Genomic DNA, 19338 nt, shown 5'->3' with positions numbered 1-19338 from the left:
CCCCGGCCGGTATCGGTCGGGTGTCACGGTCACGGATGTCCGCGACCGCGGCGACCGCGTCGAGGTCGAGGTCGAGGAGGCCGGAACGCCCTTGGCGTTCACCGACGGAGGGGACGCCCCCGGATCGGTGAGCGACTCCCGGCCCGCACGATCCGTTCTCGAGGCCCGCTACGTTGTGGCCGCGGACGGCGCCCGCAGCCTGGTCCGCGCGCTCGCGGGCATCCGTGGGGTTGAGCGCGGCGGTGGCGACACCTACCTGATGAGCGACTACCCGGCGGGCGAGCAGGCATCCGAGCAGGCGGTGCTGTACTTCGAGCGCGGCGGCGTCGTCGAGTCGTTCCCGCTCCCCGGCGGGCGGCGGCGCTGGGTCGCGATGACGTCGTCCCTGCAACCGGATGCCTCCAGCCGTGACCTCGCCGAGATCGTCCGATCCCGCACGGGCGTGGTCCTGCCCTCGTCCGGGGCGTCGGTGAGTGCTTTCTCGGTGCAGCAGCGGCTGGCCGAACGTTTCGTCAGTGGACGGATCGTGCTCGTCGGCGACGCCGCGCACCAGATCAGCCCGATCGGCGGGCAGGGCATGAACCTCGGCTGGCTCGACGGGCTCCTGCTCGCGCCGGCACTCGCGCGCGCCATCAGGGAACCGGACGCCGCGGCATCCGTGCTCTCGGACTACGACCGTCGCCGACGCCGCAGCGCCCGGATAGCCGCCCGGCAGGCCGGCTTCAACATGATGATGGGCCGGCCGGCCACGGGCCTGCGCCTCCGCCTGCGCAACGGTCTCGCGCGCACCCTCGCCGTGCCGCCGGCGAGTGCCGTGCTCGCGAGCGCCTTCACGATGCGCTGGCTCTAGCCCGCACCGCACCAGCCCGCACCACCCAGCCCGAGTCCCACGAGCCCGACGAGGCATAACTTCTGCACATTCTGAGGCCGGCCGGCGGCTGCCCCGTAATTCCGCGGCAGCAACCGGAGTCGTCCGGAATGTGTAGGAATTATGCCCGGGGCTGGCGGGGGAGGATCGTGACCGCGCCCAGGAGGGCCGGGGTGATCGGGGTCGAGGCGACCACGCCGGTCTCGCGGTCGGGGGCGAGGCCGAGCACGGTCCCGAGCACGGAGATCGCCGCCGCCGCAGACCAGGCCTGCGGGCGGCACGCCGCAGGGTACGGCACCGGCGCCGACACGGCCGAGGGCGAGTCACCGGAGTGGAGCTCGGGCATCCGGTAGCCGAAGGATTCGGCGGCCGCGAGCAGGCCGTCGATCAGGATGCCGGCCTCGGCGCCGAACCCGGCGCGGCCGAGCCCGGAGATGGCGATCGCGGTGTCGTGCGTCCAGACCGAGCCGCCGTGGTAGCTCAGCGGCCAGTAGCCGGTCGAGTCGGTCGACATCGTCCGCAGGCCGAAACCGGAGTTGAGTTCGGGCGAGACGAGGCGGGCGGCGACGAGCGCCGATTCCTCGGCGTTGAGCAGGCCGGTCCCGAGCAGGTGGCCGATGTTGCTCGTGACCGTGTCCACCGGACGCTTGTGCGCGTCGAGCGCGACCGCCGGGTAGCGCCCCTCGGGAGAGTCGATCCAGAAGGATGCCCGGAACCGGTCCTGCAGGTTCGTCGCCCAGGTGCGCCACTCGTCGGCGCCGGGGCGACCGAAAGCCTCGAGCAGCTCGGCTCCGCCGATCGCCGCCTGGTACGCGTACGCCTGCACCTCGCAGAGTGCGATCGGCCCTTCGGCGAGGGTGCCGTCGCGCCACTGGATCGAGTCGCCGGAGTCCTTCCAGCCCTGGTTGGCGAGGCCGTGCCCGGTCTCGTCGACGTAGGAGAGGAACCCGTCATCGTGGCTGTCGCCGGAATCGCGCATCCAGCCGAGTGCCGCCTCGAGGTGGGGCAGCAAATCCGCGACCTCGGCGTCGGGGAGGCCCCAGTGCCAGGCGTCGTTCAGCAGGCAGATCCAGAGCGGCGTGGCGTCGACTGTGCCGTAGTAGAGCGGCGGCAGGTTCAGGCTTTCACCGGGCATCGAGAACGCGCCCGGCCTCAGCTCGTGCATGATCTTGCCCGGCTGCTCGGCCGTCTCGGGGTCTGAGACGGTGCCCTGCAGGCTCGCGAGCAGACGGAGTGTCGAGCCGGCGATGTCGGTGCCGAGCGGCAGCAGGAACCGGGCCGCCCACAGCGAGTCGCGCCCGAACAGGGTGAAGAACCACGGCGCCCCCGCGGCGAGGAAGGGCTCATCCGGCTGCGCCGTCGTCGCCATCCGCAGCCCGCTGAGGTCGTCGAGGGCGCGCTGCACCCAGCGGCCGAGCCGGGCGTCGCCCGAGTGCACGGTCACGCCGTCCCATTCGGGCAGGCCGCCGGCCGCCTGGACCACGGTTGCCGAGTGGTCGACGTCGACGGTCCATTCCACGGTCGCGCTGCCGTGCGCGGGCACCTCGACCGCCCAGCTCGCCGCGACGATCGGTGCGGCGGCATCCGCGTCGGCTCGGTGCGCCCCGCCCGCGGCCGACCAGGGTGTCTGGGCGAGCGTCGCGTCGCTGCCGAACCGCAGCAGGGCGGTCACGTTCAGGGTCGACAGGCGGATGCCGTCGGCCAGGGTCTCGACGTCGACGACGGGAGTCTCCGGCAGGTCCGCCGTGGGGAACGCACGCCGGCTCTCGGGGCCGGCGAGCCCCGCCTTGACGGTCTGCATGTCCGAGAAGTCGGGGTGCACCCGCAGGGCGATCGTGGTCGAGACGGTGTGGTCGAGGCCGGAACGGATCGTGATGCGCTCCCGCATCCGCCCGGCGGTCACGGTGCGCGTCACTTCGAGCCGCAGCCGCGGATCGGCCGTGGCGTCGTCGAGGTGCCGCAGCAGCGACGTGAAGGTCACTTCTCCCGAACCGCGCCCGGCCCGGGCGATCGCCTCGCCGCGTTCCCCGCCGACCGAGACGTCCCACTCCGACAGCACCCGGGTGTCCGCGTGGTACAGGCCGTGGATCGGCAGTTCGGTGCGCCCGTTGGGAAGCGACCACGCCTGGGTGGGGGCGGCGAGGATGATGGTCGAATCGTGGAGCAGGGGCTGGACCGGATGGCCGATGACGGACTGGGGGGACACGGGCGTCGAGATCAGGGACTGGGAAAGCATAAGGAAGGAACGACTCCTGGATTGAAGCGGATGTCCACAGGGGGACGGGGAAGGGTGGCCGGCCGGCCGGAGATTACTCCTTGACGGCGCCGTCGGTGGTGTTCATGATCCGTTTCTGGAAGATGAAGAACATCACCGCGACCGGGATCGTCATGATCGCCGCGGCGGCGAGCTTGAGCGGATACTGGGTGCCCTGGCTGAGCTCCCCGGAGGCGAGCGAAGCGACGCCCTTGGTGAGCGTCGTCAGCTCGGGCGACTGAGTCGCAACGATGAAGTGCGAGAGTTCGTTCCACGAGCCCTGGAACGACAGGATGACGATCGTGATCAGGGCGGGTCTCGCCATGGGCAGCACGATCGACCAGAACACCCGGAAGGTGCCTGCCCCGTCGATGCGGGCCTGTTCCTCGACGCTCGCGGGGATCGATTCGAAGAAGTTCTTCATGATGAAGACGCCGGCGGCGTCGGTGAGGAGCGGCACGATCATGCCGACGTAGGTGTCGTAGATGCCGATCTGGTTGATCACGAGGAACTTCGGGATCAGGAGCACGACGCCGGGCACGCTCATGACGGCGATCAGGCCGGCGAAGATGACCGTCCGGCCGCGGAACTGCAACCGGGCGAGGGCGTAGCCGGCGAGCGAGTTGAAGAACACCCGCCCGAGCGTCACGAAGATCGTGACGATCGCGGAGTTCTTGAACCAGACCGGGAAGTCCGAGTTGAGGAACAGCTTTTCGTACGCCGCGGTCGACCAGGTCTGCGGGAGCAGCGAGATGGGATTGCTCGCCGCCTCGACATCCGTCTTGAACGAGGTCGCGACCTGCACCAGGAACGGGGCGATGTAGATGATCGCGAGCACGGTGAGGATCGCGTACATCAGTGACCGGCCCGCGACGGCGCGGGTGGGGAGCTGTGGCCTGCTCAGTGAGCGCAGCCGACGCGAGGGCGACGGCGGGGTGGGTGTCTTCGTCGAGACCGTGGCGGTCATCGGGTGCCTCCGGTCGTGTCGGGCGCGTGGGAATCGGGGTCGGAACCGGAACCGGAGCCGGGCGAGCCTGCGCCTGGTCCGGTCAGGGCGGATGCGGCGACGACGGTCGCGGTCGCACCGTTCGCGACCGACAGGTACGGCCGCATCCGCCTGTTCGAGACGGACCGTTCCCGCAGCACCCAGCGCTGGAAGAGGGTGAAGAACACGATGATCACGAAGAGGATGAACGCGATCGCGGCGCCCTGGCCCCAGGCCTGGTTGTTGAATGCCGACTGGTAGGAGAGGAAGGCGGGCGTGAGGGTGGTCTTGCCGGGTGCGCCCTTGGTGCCGGTGTAGATCTGGTCGAAGACCTGCCAGCTGCCGATGAGCCCGAGGGTGAGCACGGTGAACAGGGTCGGGCGCAGCTGGGGGAGGGTGACCTTCCAGAAGCGCTGCCAGCCGTTGGCGCCGTCCATCATCGCGGCCTCGGTGACTTCGCCGCTGAGGTTCTGCAGCGCGGCGATGAAGAGCAGCATGAACGTGCCGCTCGTGGTGAACACGGCCATCAGGATGAACGCCGTCATGGCGACAGAGGGGCCGGCGAGCCAGTCCCACCAGGAGACGCCGAGGAAGGATCCGTCCGTGAGGGCGGCGGGGCCCTGGGTCACCCCGAAGAGCTGCAGGAAGTTGTGCAGGATGCCGCTCGGGTCGTTGAACCAGTTCGGCCCGTTGATGCCGATGAACGAGAGCAGCTTGTTGACCGCGCCCGTCGAGCTGAACAGGAACAGCCAGAGCACGGTGATCGCCACCGAACTCGTCACCGAGGGGAAGTAGAACGAGGTGCGGAAGAAGCCGCGGCCGCGGAGGATCTGCCGGTTGACGAGCACGGCGAGGAGGAGGGAGAGGGCGGTCTGGACCGGGACGACGAGCACGACGTACCACGCGTTGTTGCGCAGTGCCGTGCCGAAGTCCTGTTCGGCCAGACCGCCCCCGTTCAGCAGGGTGGAGTAGTTGTCAAAGCCGACGAACTTCACGTTGCCGCCGAAGGGGCTGCCGCGGCCTCCCCAGTCGGAGAAGCTGACCCAGAGTGCCATGAGCACAGGGACGACGAGGAACATCCCGAGCAGGATGATCATCGGGGCGGTGAAGAGCCACCCCGAGGCGGCCTCGCCGCCCCGGATTCCGGAGCGGCGAGACGTGCGTGCGGGCTTCGACATGTCGAACTACTTCAGCAGCGCTTCGAGGTTCTTCTGGGCTGCGTCGAGGATCTGCTGGGGATCGCCCGTCTTGAGGGACTCGAGCTTGGAGTTCAGCTCGGTCACGACATCCGCTGAGCCCTTCGCGGTCGGCGTGCCGACGGCGTAGTCAGCGCCGTTGAGGAACGGGACGAGCACCGGGTTGGCGGCCTTCCAGTCGGATGCGGCGGACTTGATCGACGGCATCGGGCCGAAGGCTGTGGAGAAGGCCAGCTGGGAGTCCTTGCTGGTCAGCTGCTCGACGAGCTTGAGCGCTGCGGCCTGGTTGGGGCTGTCCGTGGCGATGCCCCAGCAGTTGGTGAACTGCATGGTGCCCTTGCCTGCGGGGCCGGCCGGGAGTTCGGCGACCGTGTACTTCACGCTCGGGTAGTCGCTCGACATGGCGCCGGTGATCCAGTTGCCCTCGATCGTCATGGCCGCAAGCTGCTTGCCGAAGGCCTCGCCGCCCCAGCCCGCTCCCACGTCCTTGGCGTACTTCAGCACGCCGTCGTTCAGGAGCTTCTTGACCTCGGTGAGACCGGCGACGGCCTCTGCACTGTTCGCGGTGGCCTTGGAGCTGTCCTCGTTCATGAGGTTGCCGCCGGCCTGCGCCATGAAGGCGCCGGCACGGGCGTATTCGCCGCCGATGGCGAGGCCGACCTGGTCGGGCGTGGTCAGCTTCTTGGCTACGGTTTCGAGCTGGTCCCAGGTCGTGGGGATGTCGGCGTCGGTGAGTCCGGCCTTCGCCCAGGCATCCGTGTTGATCACGAGGCCCAGCGTGGAGAAGTCCTTCGGGGCGCAGTAGAACTGGCCGTCGTAGGTGAAGGACTTGACGAGGCTCGGGTAGAAGTCGTCCTTGTTGGCGAGGCTGTCGCCGTAGGCGAGCAGGGAACCGTTCGATGCGTAGCCGGCGAGGGCATCCGTCGACAGGTAGAAGACGTCGGCCGGCTTCTTGGCCGCGAAGCCCTGGGCGAGCTGCTGGTTGAGGTCGCTCGCGACGGAGACGGTGGCCTTCGTTCCGCTCGAGGACGCCCAGGATGCGACGGCCGTGTTGACGGCCTTCGTCTCGGCGTCGCCGCTCGAACCGATCAGGACGGTGAGGCTCTTGCTCGAGTCGCTCGTGAGAGCGGCCGCCGAGCCGGTCGAGCCGGACGTGGTGCCGCCGAAGCTCGAGCTGCAGCCCGTGAGGGCAAGCGCTCCAGCCATGGTCAGGCCGGCCCCGATCATCCAGCGGGAAGTGCGTCGTTGCATTTTCTTCTCCTAAAGTCGCGCCGCAGTGCGCGTTTGCTTGTGTGAGAACGACGATAGCCGGTTTCATTTGATCGATCAAACTTTTTCTTTGATCGATCAAATTCTGTGATCCAATCCACGCGCTAGTCTGTTTTTATCGTTCCACGCACGAAGCCTGTGCTCGTGGCGCAACCGGGAGGGAGGCATCATGGGTGAGTTCCCCACCGTGACCGACGTGGCACGCGTGGCCGGGGTGTCCCGGCAGACCGTCTCCAACGTGATGAACACCCCGGGGATCGTGAAGCCGGACACGCGCGCCCGGGTCGAGGCGGCCATCACGGCGCTCGGCTACCGCCCGCATGCCTCGGCCAGGCGGCTGCGCACCCGGCGCAGCTCGACGATCGGCATCCGCCTCGACCCGATGATCGACGGCATCTCCGGCTCGGTACTCGACCGGTTCCTGCACGCCCTGACCGAGCAGGCCGACGCCCGCGGGCTGCGCGTGCTCCTGTTCACCGCGACGAGCCCCGAGGACGAGATCGACCAGTTCCGCCGCCTGAACGACGGGGCGGATGTCGACGGTTTCGTGTTGACGTCGACGACCGCCGACGACCCGCGCACCGCCTGGCTGCTCGAACAGGGCATCTCGTTCGTGACGTTCGGCCGGCCCTGGCAGGGGAGCGATTTCACCGACCCGAGCCACCTCTGGGTCGATGTCGACGGTCACGCGGGCCTCTACGCCGCGACGCGGGCCCAGCAGGACGCGGGCGCGAGGCGGATCGCCTACATCGGCTGGCCGAGCCCGTCCGGAACCGGGGACGACCGCCGCCGCGGCTGGCACGAGGCCATGCTCGAGCGGGGTGACGTCTCCGCGGAGGAGCTCGCCTGCCTCGAGGTGATCACGACCGACGGGGTCGACCAGGGCGCGGCGGCCATGCAGCAGCTCGCCCGCACGGCCGGCGGCATCGACGCGGTGCTCTGTGCGAGCGACGCGCTCGCCCTCGGGGCGATGATCGCCAACCCGACCCGGGTGCCGGTCACGGGGTATGACAACACGCCCATCGCGGCGGCCATCGGGCTCTCGAGCGTCGACCAGCCCGTCGACGAGGTCGCGGCAGGCGTGCTCGAGCTGCTCACCGGCGAATTCGAGGGGCGGGTGTCCCACGCGCCCGATTCCGCTTCGCCGCGCTACCGGATGGTCACCCCGCGGCTTGTCACCCGGCAGTTCGAGGCCATTCCGCGGGATTCCGTGCCCGTGAACGCCCTCGTCGGCGAGGCCTCGCGCTGAGTTGCGGAGAAGACACCTTCGCGCGGCCGGGGAACGTGTTTTGTCCGTAACTCAATCCGATCCGGCCGCACACACCGCCGGGCATTCCCCGCGGCGGCGCTAGCATGACGCCATGACCCTGCCGATCGTCGACCCGCCCCTCCCCACGCTCGTGCGGACCGGCATCCCCGCTGCCTGGAACCTCAGCGGCCGCACCGCCCTCATCACCGGGGCGGGCAGTCCGAGCGGCATCGGCTTCGCCGCCGCACGGATGCTGGGCGAGCTCGGCGCCCGGGTAGTGGTCACCGCCACGACGGAGCGCGCCCACGACCGCGCCCGCGAACTCGTCCGTCTCGGAATCCCGGCGACGGGTATCGTGTGCACCCTCGACACGGAAGCCGGTGCCGCCGTGCTCGCCGCCGGGCTTGCCGCGTCCCGGCTGACCCCCACGATCCTGGTGAACAACGCCGGCATGATCGCCGTCGGAGACGCCGAGATGCTGCACGGCGATATCACCAGCACCCCGACCGACGAGTGGGAGCGGAGCCTCGCGATCAACCTCTCGACCGCCTTCCATGCCACCCGCACCGTGATCGAGTTCATGCGGGAGGCCGGATGGGGGCGCATCGTCACCGTCTCGAGCGTGACCGGCCCGGTGATGGCGGCCCGCGGCGACCTCGCATACGCAACGGCCAAGGCGGGCCTCGCCGGCCTGACGCGCGCGCTCGCCGTGGACGAGGCCTGGCTCGGCATCACCGCGAACGCGGTTGCTCCCGGCTGGATCGAGACCGGTTCCCAGCTGCCGAGCGAGGCCACCGAAGGCGCGCTCGTCCCGGCCGGACGCAGCGGAACGGCCGCTGAGGTCGCATCCGCCATTGCGTGGCTGGCTTCACCCGGCGCGTCGTACGTCACCGGCCAGACGATCGTCGTCGACGGGGGCAACAGCGTGGCGGAGGAGCGGCGCTGACGGGCACAGTGCCGATGACCGTGCGGCGCCGGTCGGCCACGGAGCCCAGACGAACCGCGCAGTGCAGTTGAATGGGGGAGTGATCCCTGCACCGAATCCCGCCGCCCTCCCCGCGCAGAGCCTCGTCCTCATTCCCCTCCTCCGGGCAGACCTCGAGGCGGCGCACTATTCCGTCGCGACCCTGAGCGGACTCTGGGGCCCCGAAGCGGATGCCGCGCTCCGCCGCAACCAGCGGGTCCCCGCCCTGCGGGCCCTCGCGGCCCTCCGCGGCAGGCTCGGTCGCGACGAACCCTCGGCGACCCTCGCGCAGCTCTTCGTGCTCGGACTCCCGGTGACCCGCGGCGCCCTGTCGGCGGCGCTCCCGAGCCTCGGTGCGGCCGGTGCCGTCACGCTCGGGCTCGTCGCCCGGGTCGGCGATGACGACGAGCGCGGCGACGACGCCGCTGCCGAAGTCTTCCCCGACGATGCACCCACCGTCGAGAACACCCTGCTCCGCCCGCTCGTCGAACTCCGCCCGTACAGCTTCGTGGACGCCCACGGGGCCGGCAGCTGGTGGATCACCTCCGACCTGGGCGAGCTCGTACTCGGGCACGCGCTCGGCGAGAGCCATGTGCTCGGCGTCGGTGGGGCATCCCTCACCCTGAGCGGACTGCTGCTGCCGAACCAGGTCGACACCGCGCTCGACCTCGGCACCGGCTGCGGTATCCAGGCCCTGCACGCCTCCCGTCACGCCCGTCACGTCGTCGCGACCGACATCTCCGTGCGTGCGCTTGAGCTCGCAGCCCTCAACGCGGCGCTCAACGGCGTGACGAACATCGAATTCCGGCTCGGCAGCCTGTTCGAACCGGTCGCGGGGGAGCGCTTCGACCACATCATCTCCAACCCGCCCTTCGTGATCACGCCGCGCGCAGAGGGCGTGCCGAGCTACGAGTACCGCGACGGCGGCCTCGTCGGCGACGCCCTCGTCGAGTCCGTCGTGCGCGGAGCCACGGGGCACCTCACCCCGACCGGCGTCGCCCAGCTCCTCGGCAACTGGGAGTACCGCGCCGGCCAGGACGCCTTCGACCGTCTCGCCGGCTGGCTCGAGCCCGCCCCTGCCCCCGTCGACCCGAACCAATTCGACGGAGATTTTGCCGAAAAGACACCGGGAAAGCCGTTTTCGGCCCCTGTTGCGGGCACATCTCCGTCGAATTCGTCAGGGGCCGCGCCGGCCCTCGACGCCTGGATCATTGAGCGCGAGGTGCAGTCGCCCGAGCTCTACGCCGAGACGTGGATTCGTGACGGGGGCACCCGGCCGGGTACGGCCGACTTCGACCGCCTCTACGATGCCTGGCTCGACGACTTCGCGGCCCGGGGCGTGACTCAGGTGGGCTTCGGGTTCCTGCTGCTCCGCCGCCCGGACGCCGACCGGCCCGCGTCGATACCCCGGCTGCGGCGCCTCGAACGCCTGCACGGCGGCCTCGGCCACAACCCCGACGGAATCGGCAGCCACCTCGCCGCCTGCCTCGCCGCCCACGACTGGCACGCGGCGTTCCCGGATGACGACCTGGTCTACGCGACCCTGACCGTTGCCTCCGACGTCACCGAGGAGCGCCACTTCTGGCCAGGCCAGGAAGACCCGACCCTGCTCACCCTGGACCAGGGCAGCGGATTCGGCCGGTCGGTGTCGCTCGACACCGCGCTCGCCGCGCTGATCGGGGCCTGCGACGGCGAACTCGCGGTCGGCGCGATCGCCGGCGCGCTCGCCGAGCTGCTCGAGGTCTCCGAGCGCGACCTCACCGCCGAACTCCTCCCGCGCGTGCGCGAACTCCTCGACGACGGCTTCCTGCTCCCGCCCGAACTCCGCGCCTGACCGCAGACCCGACGCCCGCGCTCGTTTCGGCAGCCCGCGCTCGCGCCCGCGCCGGTTTTCGCACGCCGCGCCCGAAACGGCGCTAACGGCCTGCCGAAACCGGCGCGGCGGCGGCACACGACCGCCGGTTCCGACCCCTGCGGTAGTTTGGAAGGTACCGGCTTCGTTCGGAGAGGAGGACGTGAGTGACACCCGACGCGCGGAACGCCATGAAACGTCGCACCTTCCTCATCGGCGTCACCGGTCTCTCGACCCTCGTTCTCACCGCGTGCGTGTCCCCGGCCCCGCGGCCGAGCGCATCCGCCACCGCCACGTCGACCCCCGGACCGACGCCCACCGTCTCGCCCGTGCCGAAACCCGCGCAGATGCGTCGCACCTCATGGTCGGCGGACCCCTTCGCCCGCGGTTCGTACAGCTTCGCCGCCGTCGACTCCACGCCCGAGCAGCGCACCGCGCTCGCCCAGCCCGTGCTCGACCGGGTCTTCTTCGCCGGTGAGGCGACCGCGATCGACGCTCCCGGAACCGTGCAGGGCGGTCGCGACAGCGGCCTCCGCGCGGCCCGCGAGATCATCGCCGCCGCAAAGCCCGGCGAACGCATCGCCGTGATCGGCGCGGGCATCGCCGGGCTCAGCGCCGCGCGCATCCTCAAGGACGCCGGCTTCGACGTCGTCCTCGTTGAGGCCCGCGACCGCATCGGCGGCCGCATCGACACCGTCAACGACAAGAAGTGGCCCTTCCCGGTCGAACTCGGCCCCTCCTTCGTGAGCCACAGCGGCACCACGTCCCTCGACGAGGAGTTCACCCGCCTCGGTATCGCGACCGCCCCCTTCCCGACCGCGAGCGAGACCCGCACCGACACCGGAATCGTCGTCGCGGTGCCCGACACCGGCGAGAAGGCCGTCGCAACCGCGCTCGCCTGGGCCACGAACCAGGCCAGCGACATGTCCGTGCACGGGGCGCTCGATGGCTCGGGCGCGAGCACATTGTCCACAACGGATGCCGCCAACGGCGTTTCCGACGCCGACTGGCTCGCGTTCCGGGTCGCCACCGTTCTCGATATCGACGCGGGCGCATCCATTGACCAGCAGTCGGGCTGGTACACGAGCGCGGACGCCGGCGCGAACGACGAGCGGATCGTGCTCGGCGGATATGCCGGCCTACTCACCAAGGCGGCCGAGGGGATCGACCTTCTCGACTCGAGCGTCGTCACCAAACTTGCATACAGGGACACCGGGGTGAGCTTGCGCCTGGGCACGGGGGAGTCGCTCTCCGCCGACCGGGTCATCGTCACGGTTCCGCTCGGGGTGCTCAAGTCCGGGGTGCTCGAATTCGACCCCGCGCTCCCGTTCGCGCACCGTGGTGCGATCGCCGACATCGGCATGGGTACCCTCGACAAGGTCTGGCTTCAGTTCGACGAGCCCTTCTGGAGCACGACGGCCCCGCTCTGGACCACGGTCGGCGGGGACGAGGACTTCCGGGTCTGGATCAACATGATGCCCCTCACCGGGGAACCCGTGCTGGTCGGACTCGTCGCCGGGGACACGGCGCTCCGGCTCGCGGGGGTCGACGACGCCACGGTGCTCGCCGCCGCACTGCGCGGACTGACTCCGTTCTACGTGCCCCCGACGCCGAGCCCGACCCCGACGCCCGCCGGATAGCAAAGGCCGCCAAGCTCGCGCTGCGGCCACGAACCGACGCCTCAGGAACCCCGCTTCGGGCCCGAAACAAACCCATAAAGTCAATCCCGAGTATTTCTCATCAAACGGTGTAGACTTTGCCCAATGTCTAGTCGCTGAAAATCTCCGGGGCGTGCCGGGATTTCATGCAGGTGCGGTCCGCCGTTGTGCAGCTCCCCAAGGTTTAGTCGTTCCCGGGTAGACGTTGCCGATGGCCGCCTCTCGGGCGGGTTGCGTACAGCGGTGGTTATGCCCACAATGTACACATTTCGTGCCGTCGGCCACTCCAGTGCGGTCGCCGCTCGGGTGCCCCGGCCACAGTCGCGACTTCTCGTCCCCTGTTTGACCGCGTGATTGATCGTGCCTCATGGAAACACTGCTGGACCAAGAGCTGGACAGCCTGCTCGACTTCGATTCCGACCTTGCCTGCGAGGGTTCCCACCATGGCCGCGGCCTGAGTGGTCACCAGCCGACCGCTCCCGGTGCATACATGGTCATCTCGCCGTGCTGCGGCCCGAAGGTCGTGCAGTGCTCTCCGCGGGTGATCGCGATGCAGCACTCCGGCGTGCTCTACTGCGGCGCCTGCCGCAGCGAACACCTCACCGTCGAATACACCTTCATCCCGCTCTAACCCGCCCCGCGCCCGTGCCCGCGGTCGTCCCGCAGCCGGCATCACTCCTGCACATTCCGGCCGCCGACCTCGGCACCCCCTGCGGAAAGACGGGCAAGCTCCCGGCCCGCCCGGAAATTTGCAGGAGTTATGCCGTGGGGAGGGGCGGGAGTGGGGGCGTGAGGCCCCGCCAGCCGCGGGACGACCACGTCAGCAGGGCCGCGATCCCGGTGAAGAGCGCGACGGCGACGATACAATACAGCACGGTCTCGAGCGGGCCGCTGACCTGCTTCGGGTCGAGGAAGAAGTAGGGATACCAGCGCACGAGGGCGCCCCGGATCAGGGTGAACGCGCCCCAGACGCTCGGCACCAGCATGACCCAGGCGAGCGTCGTCCACGGGAGCCGGGCCTTGCCGGTGTCGGTGAGCCAGTCGACGAGCGCGATCCCGGGGATCCAGAAGTGCAGCAGCTGCGTCGACCACGGCACCTCCATCGTGTAGGCCCGCGACGAGGACTGGATCACGATGGCGAGGAACACGATGCCCGAGACGATCATGTAGGTCGTGACGAGCAGCCGGATCCAGTCGAGCCAGGGCGGGTCGACCTCCCGGCGCAGGGCGACGATCCCCGCGGCGATGAAGACGCCCACCGCGGCGATGGCACTCTGCACGGTGAAATAGCTGAAGTAATTGTAGACAATGAAGCTCTTGAACCCGAGGATGTAGCCGAAGTACCCCAGCAGCGCGAGCACCTCGGCGCCGGCGAGCACGAGCCTCAGAATCCCGACGATCTGCCGCCGCGGGGAGCGACCCGGCGAGAGATCCGCGTTGCGCCGCGCGACGCGCCTCAGGGAGAGCCGCGCTTTGCCCGGGCGCGCCGGGAGAACCGCGGCGAGCGACCCGGTCGGGTCGTCGGTGCGGGCGGGACGATCTGCACGCGCGCACATGCTTCCACGCTACGCCAGCGGGCAGGTCACTCGATCCGAAAGCCGTCGTCGCCGCGATCCGGCAGGTCCTCCACGTGTACGGTGTCGACCTGCGCAGAGGGCGGCCCGCGTCGCAGCCAGTCGAGCATCCGGTCGACGGATGCCGCCGGCCCCTCCACCTGCACCTCGACCGAGCCATCCCTGTGGTTACGCACGAATCCCGCCAGCCCGAGTCGCCGCGCCTCGACCTGCGCGTAGTACCGAAACCCCACCGCCTGCACGATCCCGCGCACCACCGCCTGTTTGCGAACCATCCCCCCAGTGTGCTCCGATCGGCCGTTCCCGGCACCGTCCCTTTCGTGAGGTGTCGCACATCGAGGTCGTGAGGTGTCGCAAATCGAGGTTCCAGCGCCCCACGAAGGTCGATTTGCGACACCTCACGGGGCTACACTCGGCTCTCGCTTCGAGGAAGGACTCATGGTTCGCGAGCGTCCCGATCTGGGGGGACGCCGAATTGCGTCCCGCTTGCTACGTTGGGAGCGCCGAGCCGCCCGAGACCGGCCCGGGGAGTCACGTGAGCTGGACAACCGTACGGATCTCGCACGCACTCATCACGCTGGCGCTGACCGCGACCGCGTTGGCCGCTCCCGCGATGACCGCCCACGCGTCGGCCGCGCACGCACTGACAGCGCGCGCCGCCGACCCGCCGTACGCCCTGCCCGCCCAACCGCTCTTCGTCTTCGCGGCGTATTTCGCGGTCGTGCTGCTGAGCGTCGTCCTGCCGTTTGCGGGGTCCTTCGTGGTTTTCGAGGTCCTTCAGCTCTGGGTGGCCCGGCGCCGCGGCCGCGCGGAGCCCGACCTGCGGACGCTCTTGCTCACCACATTTTTCGCGGTGGCGCTCGGAGCCATCGGCGTGTTGCTGCTGCGATTCGGCCTGAGCGGCGTGCCGCCCGAGTCCGGCATGGCCGCGAGCCTCGGCGGGTTCTCCCAACGACTCCTGATCGTGTTCGCCCCGCTGGCCGTCGTCGTCCTGGTGCTCCGCGCACTGATCGACCGCCGCCGCCCGCCGAGCTGACCGCCGTCGCTGACGCCCGCCCGCCGAGCTGACTGCCGTCGCTGACCGCCGTCGCTGACTCCCGCCCGCCGAGCTGACCGCCGTCGCCGAACGCCGTCGCTGACTGCGGTCCGCGACCGGAGGACGGCGGCCATCGTCGCCGGTTGCCGCCAAGCTGACCGCCAAGCTGACCGCCGAGCTGACCGTCGCCGAACGCCGAGCCGGCGCATCCGCCGCACGACGCGCCCGCGGATGCCTGCGGCCTAGACGACCGCGACGGGTGCGGTTATCGTGCCCAGATCACCCGGCAGCCGCCTGGTGCGCAGACCAGAACCCGAAACGGAGTTGACATGGACGCACTGACCGCACCGGAACGAGCCGAGGTCGACCGAGCGAACGAGTCGGGCCTGCGTCCGGTCGTGTTCGTGCACGGCCTCTGGCTGCTCTCGAGCAGCTGGGACCGCTGGCGCGGCCGCTTCGAGGCAGCCGGCTACACGACGATCGCCCCCGGCTGGCCCGACGACCCCGAGAGCATCGAGGAAGCCAAGCGCGACCCCGAGGTCTTCGCCCACAAGATGATCGCCCAGGTCACCGACCACTACCTCGACGCCATCAACGACCTCGACATCGCACCCGCGATCGTCGGGCACTCCTTCGGCGGGCTGATCGCCCAGCGCCTGGCCGGTGAGGGTGTCTCCGCGGCAACCGTGGCAATCGACTCCGCACCGTTCCGGGGCGTATTGCCGCTGCCGGCATCCGCCCTCAAGTCGGCGTCGCCGGTGCTCCTCAACCCGGCCAACGCCGGCCGGGCCGTCTCGCTCACCTTCGAGCAGTTCAGCTACGGCTGGGCCAACGCCCTCGACACCGACGAGGCCCGAGCGCTCTACGACACGTACCATGTCGCCGCATCGGGCGTGCCGCTGTTCCAGGCTGCGACCGCCAACCTCAACCCGTTCACCGAGGCGCGGGTCGACACGAAGAACCCCGAGCGCGGACCGCTGCTCATCATCGCGGGGGACAACGACAACACCGTGCCGCTCGCGATCTCGAACGCGATCTACAAGCAGCAGAAAAAGAACCCGGGGCTGACCGAGATCGTCGAGGTACCGAATCGCGGCCATTCGCTCACGATCGACCACGGCTGGGAGGAGGTCGCCGACCTCGCCATCGACTTCGTCCAGAAGCACGACTAGAGCGGGCTCACCCTAGAGCGGGGGTCAGCTGCACAAACGGGGTGGGGCAGCGGATGCCGCGGCTCGCTAGTATCAGTCCGGGGGAGCAATCATATGGTCGACAAAAGCACAATCGATCCGGGCAGCATTGACGACGGTCGCGTTGAGAACGAGGGCATGCGCCGCCGGTTCGCCGCTCAGGCCATCATCGACAAACTGCTCCGCCAGCAGGGCGCGCACCCGCATCGCACCCGTCTCGCCCGCTTCCTCGGCCGGTCCCCGCTCGGCGGCAATGCCCTCGGCTGGTACCGCGGCGCGCAGGGCGAACTCGCCGTCGGCGCACTGCTCGCCCAGTTGCCGCCGGAGTGGGCCGTCTTCCACGGGCTTCCCGTCGGAGTGAACGGCTGGGACATCGACCACGTCGTCGTCGGTCCCGGCGGCGTCGTCACCATCAACACCAAGCAACACCGCGGCTTGCCGGTGCGGGTCGTCGGCGACGACGTCACCGTCGGGGACCGGGCGGTGCCCTACCTCGAACACGCCGCCTTCGAGGGCGAACGCATTGACACGCTCCTGCGGGCCTACCTCGACTTCGCCGTCCCGATCCACCCCGTGCTCGCCTTCGTCGGGCCGAAGGGCGTCGCCCGCGGCGGCCCGGAGAACGCGGTCACCGTGCTCGACGCCGCCGACCTCGTATCGTGGCTCACGGCCCTCCCGCGCGTGCTCGCACCGCTCGAACGGTTCCAGGTGATCGCCCTGCTCGACGACCCCGCGAGCTGGGCAGAAACCGTACCGGTCGGCACGGGCGACGGCCTGATGGAGCGTTTCACCGTGCTCGACAACCAGATGCGCTCGGCACGGCTGCAGCGTCTCGTGCTCGCCCCCCTCGAGGTCGTCGTCGGGCTCGGACTCTCCATCTACCTGGTCTCGAACCTCGGCATCGTCCTGGTCAGCGCTTTTTCTGGCGTCGGTCGCTGACTCGGCACCTCCGCGGGTCCGCACCCTGCACCGGAGACCGGCTCGCCGCCCGCGCCGCCCCCAGTTCGCGGTGCATCCTGCGTCACACCGCGTGTCACGGGTAGGCAACCCGCACACAATGCTTCATATACACCCCATAACTTAACGAATGGAGCAATCCGTCTAGAATACTGGCGTAGCCTTGTTCCCACGGCCTATCCACGGGCCCGGGGAGGAGTAAGCCGTGTATACCCGCGTTGAGAGTAGCTCCGCGGTGCAGCAGCTTGCGATCGGCCTTCACGACCCCGCCCGTGATCGACCCTGGGTCGTCGTCTCCTCGCCGTTCGGAACGGCCGTCCCCGAGATCGGCATCGACCAGCTCGCCACCCAGATCGGCGACGTCGCGCGCGTTTTCCTCGTGCAGACCGGTGAACTCACCCGGCAGCTCGGCGACCTGCTCCCCGCCCAATTCCAGGTCTATGGCAGCGCCGGACGGTCATACCCGACCGGGCCGAACCCCTTCGCCGACCTCGCGAGGTCCCGCCTGCGCTTCACGCACGGCGACCCCCAGCACGCGACAGACCAACTCGTCACGGATGCCCTCGCCCACGCCCACCACGCCGGTCTCTTCGCGCTCGCCCCGGCATCCGTCATCACCGTCACCGGCACCGTCAAGGGTTTCATGCTGCACGGTTCCCGCGCCCTCGTCGAGCTCGACGGCGGCGGCATGGCGACCATCTGGCAGGAACTCACCTACCCGCCCGTGCCGCTGGACTGGACCCTCTCCCCGGGTCAGCGCATCCAGGGCGCCCTCGACGCCCCGACCCACCGGCTGAACGTCGAGCTCAAACCGCCGACCACCGAGGTGATCGCCCGTCGTTACCCGCACGGGAGCGTCACCCTCGCCCTGGTGCAGAAGGTCAGCTCGCAGAAGGCCGTGCTTGCCCTGCACCCACACCTCTCGTTCACGATCACACGTGCCGACATCTCGGCCAACCCGCGCGACCTCGTCGACACCCTACTGTCCGAGGGCGATGTCGTCGCAGCGCGGGTCATGCACCTGCCGAGTGGCGCCCTTCATCTGGTGCTCAGCGACGTCGACGACGACGAGCCGGTGTTGCCGCCGCTCGCCGCCGTGCTCAACGGGCCGCCCTGGCTGCGCGAGAACCGACCGCTGCTCCCGCTCGTCGAGGACGACGACACGGGAAGCGGCGACGACCTCGTCTTCGACCCGGCCATGTCCGCGAAGGGCCTTGCCGGGTTCGTTCGCGCGGCCGGCGCCGCCCTCTCCCAGGACGACCTGCACGGCGAGGTCGGTCCGGACGCGCTCGCCGGTGCTAACGCCGTGCGGCCCTCGCCCGCCGACCTCGCCGCTCCCCGGCCGATCGTGCCGCGGCCGTTCCCCGGGCCCGGCCGCGTGCACGCCGTGCGCCGGCCCACGCCCGCAACCGCCGGTTTTCCCGGCGCGATCCCGTTCCGCGTCGGCCCGACTCCGGCGCCGTGCGCGCCGACGTCGGTGTCTGCCCTGCAGTCCACCCAGCTCTCCCTCGCCGAGGCGAAGGCGAAGATCACCCGGCTCGAGGCGCAACTCGTCGAGGCCGGAAGCACGGAGTCCGACCTGGCCCGCCTGCGCGAACAGGCCCGCTCCGCGCAGCTGCAGCTCCGCGACGCGCTCGTCGAACTCGGCACCCTGCGCCACACCGTCGCCGAACTCCGCGACGAGCAGCGCACCCAGAAGCGGATGCTGCGCGAGTCCCGCCGCACCGTCGTCGCCCCCGTCGCGAACAGCGAGTACGAGTCCCGCCGCGCCCTCTGGGAGGACGCCACCAGCTGGGTCCGCCACGAGATCGCCCTCGCCTGGGTCGACCGGGTCCCGGAATCCGACCGCGAGGAATGGCCGCTGCCGCATAGCTACGGCCTGTCCGACCGGTTCGCGGATTCCCTGAGCGGGCTCGACGACGGCCAGCTCGCGAAGGCGTTCAAGGCATCCGTCGACGTGCTCACCGGACGGGTCAAGACTCTGCAGGGCCGCCACCTGCACGCGCTGCGCCAGGGTGCCGGGCCTGCCGACCCGCACCTGCTGCGCTGGGACGGCGCCCGTTGCATGCGGGTGTCGATCGAGCAGAACACGCCCGCCGCGCGGCGGATGCACTTCTGGCAGAAGCCCGACGGCAGCGTCGAGCTGATCCGCGTCGTCACCCACGACGACATGGAAGCCTAGCCAGCCCCTCCCGATCGCCTCGGGTCGCCTCGGGGTCGCCTCGGGGTCGCCCGAGTGTCGTGATCGTGCTCAGTTGCGGAGAAAACACCTTCTTTGCTTCCGGG

16 protein-coding genes are annotated in these 19338 nt (G+C 69.9%); 10 read left to right on the top strand and 6 right to left on the bottom strand.

Annotated elements, in window-relative coordinates; all coding sequences use genetic code 11:
- On the top strand, nucleotides 1–850 hold an 850-nt coding region (locus QN350_RS15655), incomplete at its 5' end, for an NAD(P)/FAD-dependent oxidoreductase (RefSeq protein WP_323516907.1).
- 139 nt (nucleotides 851–989) lie between these two features.
- On the opposite strand, the gene QN350_RS15650 is transcribed toward QN350_RS15655, so the two are convergent.
- The 4 genes from QN350_RS15650 to QN350_RS15635 all read right to left on the bottom strand — a co-directional run bounded on the left by QN350_RS15650 (nucleotide 990) and on the right by QN350_RS15635 (nucleotide 6554).
- The gene (locus QN350_RS15650; protein ID WP_322137773.1) at nucleotides 990–3104 is read right to left on the bottom strand and encodes a glycogen debranching N-terminal domain-containing protein; all 2115 of its coding nucleotides are present in this window, start codon (nucleotides 3102–3104) and stop codon (nucleotides 990–992) included.
- Nucleotides 3105–3177: 73 nt separating this feature from the next.
- The gene (locus QN350_RS15645; RefSeq protein ID WP_416173002.1) at nucleotides 3178–4089 is read right to left on the bottom strand and encodes a carbohydrate ABC transporter permease; all 912 of its coding nucleotides are present in this window, start codon (nucleotides 4087–4089) and stop codon (nucleotides 3178–3180) included.
- The gene (locus QN350_RS15640; protein ID WP_322137772.1) at nucleotides 4086–5285 is read right to left on the bottom strand and encodes a sugar ABC transporter permease; all 1200 of its coding nucleotides are present in this window, start codon (nucleotides 5283–5285) and stop codon (nucleotides 4086–4088) included. The genes QN350_RS15645 and QN350_RS15640 overlap by 4 nt, the downstream gene beginning before the upstream one ends.
- Nucleotides 5286–5291: 6 nt before the next feature.
- Nucleotides 5292–6554 carry a sugar ABC transporter substrate-binding protein gene (locus QN350_RS15635; protein ID WP_322137771.1) on the bottom strand — a complete coding sequence of 421 codons (1263 nt, stop codon included), beginning with the start codon at nucleotides 6552–6554 and terminating at the stop codon, nucleotides 5292–5294.
- Nucleotides 6555–6741: 187 nt separating this feature from the next.
- Here QN350_RS15635 and QN350_RS15630 point away from each other — a divergent pair, with 187 nt between their 5' ends.
- The 5 genes from QN350_RS15630 to QN350_RS15610 all read left to right on the top strand — a co-directional run bounded on the left by QN350_RS15630 (nucleotide 6742) and on the right by QN350_RS15610 (nucleotide 12926).
- The gene (locus tag QN350_RS15630; protein ID WP_322137770.1) at nucleotides 6742–7821 is read left to right on the top strand and encodes a LacI family DNA-binding transcriptional regulator; all 1080 of its coding nucleotides are present in this window, start codon (nucleotides 6742–6744) and stop codon (nucleotides 7819–7821) included.
- A gap of 112 nt (nucleotides 7822–7933) precedes the next feature.
- On the top strand, nucleotides 7934–8767 hold the full coding sequence (locus QN350_RS15625) for an SDR family NAD(P)-dependent oxidoreductase (protein ID WP_322137769.1): 834 nt from the start codon (nucleotides 7934–7936) through the stop codon (nucleotides 8765–8767).
- 79 nt (nucleotides 8768–8846) lie between these two features.
- Nucleotides 8847–10619 carry a methyltransferase gene (locus QN350_RS15620; protein ID WP_323516906.1) on the top strand — a complete coding sequence of 591 codons (1773 nt, stop codon included), beginning with the start codon at nucleotides 8847–8849 and terminating at the stop codon, nucleotides 10617–10619.
- A gap of 209 nt (nucleotides 10620–10828) precedes the next feature.
- A complete protein-coding gene (locus QN350_RS15615) occupies nucleotides 10829–12277 on the top strand; it encodes a flavin monoamine oxidase family protein (RefSeq protein WP_322137767.1) in 1449 nt (482 codons plus the stop codon).
- Between the two features lie 385 nt (nucleotides 12278–12662).
- A complete protein-coding gene (locus tag QN350_RS15610; protein WP_281535642.1) occupies nucleotides 12663–12926 on the top strand; it encodes a hypothetical protein in 264 nt (87 codons plus the stop codon).
- A gap of 127 nt (nucleotides 12927–13053) precedes the next feature.
- On the opposite strand, the gene QN350_RS15605 is transcribed toward QN350_RS15610, so the two are convergent.
- Both QN350_RS15605 and QN350_RS15600 read right to left on the bottom strand, forming a co-directional pair.
- Entirely contained in the window at nucleotides 13054–13851 is a 798-nt protein-coding gene (locus tag QN350_RS15605) for a Pr6Pr family membrane protein (protein ID WP_323503250.1), read from the bottom strand.
- Between the two features lie 26 nt (nucleotides 13852–13877).
- A complete protein-coding gene (locus tag QN350_RS15600) occupies nucleotides 13878–14144 on the bottom strand; it encodes an acylphosphatase (protein WP_281535640.1) in 267 nt (88 codons plus the stop codon).
- 260 nt (nucleotides 14145–14404) lie between these two features.
- On the opposite strand from QN350_RS15600, the gene QN350_RS15595 reads away from it, so the two are divergent.
- The 4 genes from QN350_RS15595 (at nucleotide 14405) to QN350_RS15580 (ending at nucleotide 19234) form a co-directional block, all read left to right on the top strand.
- Nucleotides 14405–14905 (top strand): hypothetical protein, encoded by a 501-nt coding sequence (locus QN350_RS15595; protein WP_322137765.1) that lies wholly within the window; start codon nucleotides 14405–14407, stop codon nucleotides 14903–14905.
- A 329-nt stretch (nucleotides 14906–15234) separates the two neighbouring features.
- Nucleotides 15235–16077: an alpha/beta hydrolase gene (locus QN350_RS15590; protein WP_322137764.1), complete on the top strand. Its 843-nt coding sequence runs from the start codon at nucleotides 15235–15237 to the stop codon at nucleotides 16075–16077.
- A 93-nt stretch (nucleotides 16078–16170) separates the two neighbouring features.
- On the top strand, nucleotides 16171–17034 hold the full coding sequence (locus QN350_RS15585) for a nuclease-related domain-containing protein (protein WP_281535637.1): 864 nt from the start codon (nucleotides 16171–16173) through the stop codon (nucleotides 17032–17034).
- Nucleotides 17035–17257: 223 nt separating this feature from the next.
- Complete coding sequence (locus QN350_RS15580; RefSeq protein WP_322137763.1) at nucleotides 17258–19234, top strand: hypothetical protein; 1977 nt, start codon at nucleotides 17258–17260, stop codon at nucleotides 19232–19234.
- Nucleotides 19235–19338: the final 104 nt, after the last annotated feature.

It is taken from the genome of Cryobacterium sp. 10I5 (assembly GCF_035019865.1).
In the GTDB taxonomy this organism is placed as follows: domain Bacteria; phylum Actinomycetota; class Actinomycetes; order Actinomycetales; family Microbacteriaceae; genus Cryobacterium; species Cryobacterium breve_A.
This window is presented reverse-complemented; position numbering and strand designations above follow the sequence as displayed.

Excerpts from the sequence above, each read along its gene's own strand:
- QN350_RS15645 (WP_416173002.1), bottom strand. The coding sequence starts at position 4,089 with ATGACCGCCACGGTCTCGACGAAGACACCCACCCCGCCGTCGCCCTCG.
- QN350_RS15585 (WP_281535637.1), top strand. The coding sequence starts at position 16,171 with ATGGTCGACAAAAGCACAATCGATCCGGGCAGCATTGACGACGGTCGC.
- QN350_RS15650 (WP_322137773.1), bottom strand. The coding sequence starts at position 3,104 with ATGCTTTCCCAGTCCCTGATCTCGACGCCCGTGTCCCCCCAGTCCGTC.
- QN350_RS15640 (WP_322137772.1), bottom strand. The coding sequence starts at position 5,285 with ATGTCGAAGCCCGCACGCACGTCTCGCCGCTCCGGAATCCGGGGCGGC.
- QN350_RS15610 (WP_281535642.1), top strand. The coding sequence starts at position 12,663 with ATGGAAACACTGCTGGACCAAGAGCTGGACAGCCTGCTCGACTTCGAT.
- QN350_RS15630 (WP_322137770.1), top strand. The coding sequence starts at position 6,742 with ATGGGTGAGTTCCCCACCGTGACCGACGTGGCACGCGTGGCCGGGGTG.
- QN350_RS15600 (WP_281535640.1), bottom strand. The coding sequence starts at position 14,144 with ATGGTTCGCAAACAGGCGGTGGTGCGCGGGATCGTGCAGGCGGTGGGG.
- QN350_RS15605 (WP_323503250.1), bottom strand. The coding sequence starts at position 13,851 with ATGTGCGCGCGTGCAGATCGTCCCGCCCGCACCGACGACCCGACCGGG.
- QN350_RS15625 (WP_322137769.1), top strand. The coding sequence starts at position 7,934 with ATGACCCTGCCGATCGTCGACCCGCCCCTCCCCACGCTCGTGCGGACC.
- QN350_RS15635 (WP_322137771.1), bottom strand. The coding sequence starts at position 6,554 with ATGCAACGACGCACTTCCCGCTGGATGATCGGGGCCGGCCTGACCATG.
- QN350_RS15590 (WP_322137764.1), top strand. The coding sequence starts at position 15,235 with ATGGACGCACTGACCGCACCGGAACGAGCCGAGGTCGACCGAGCGAAC.
- QN350_RS15615 (WP_322137767.1), top strand. The coding sequence starts at position 10,829 with ATGAAACGTCGCACCTTCCTCATCGGCGTCACCGGTCTCTCGACCCTC.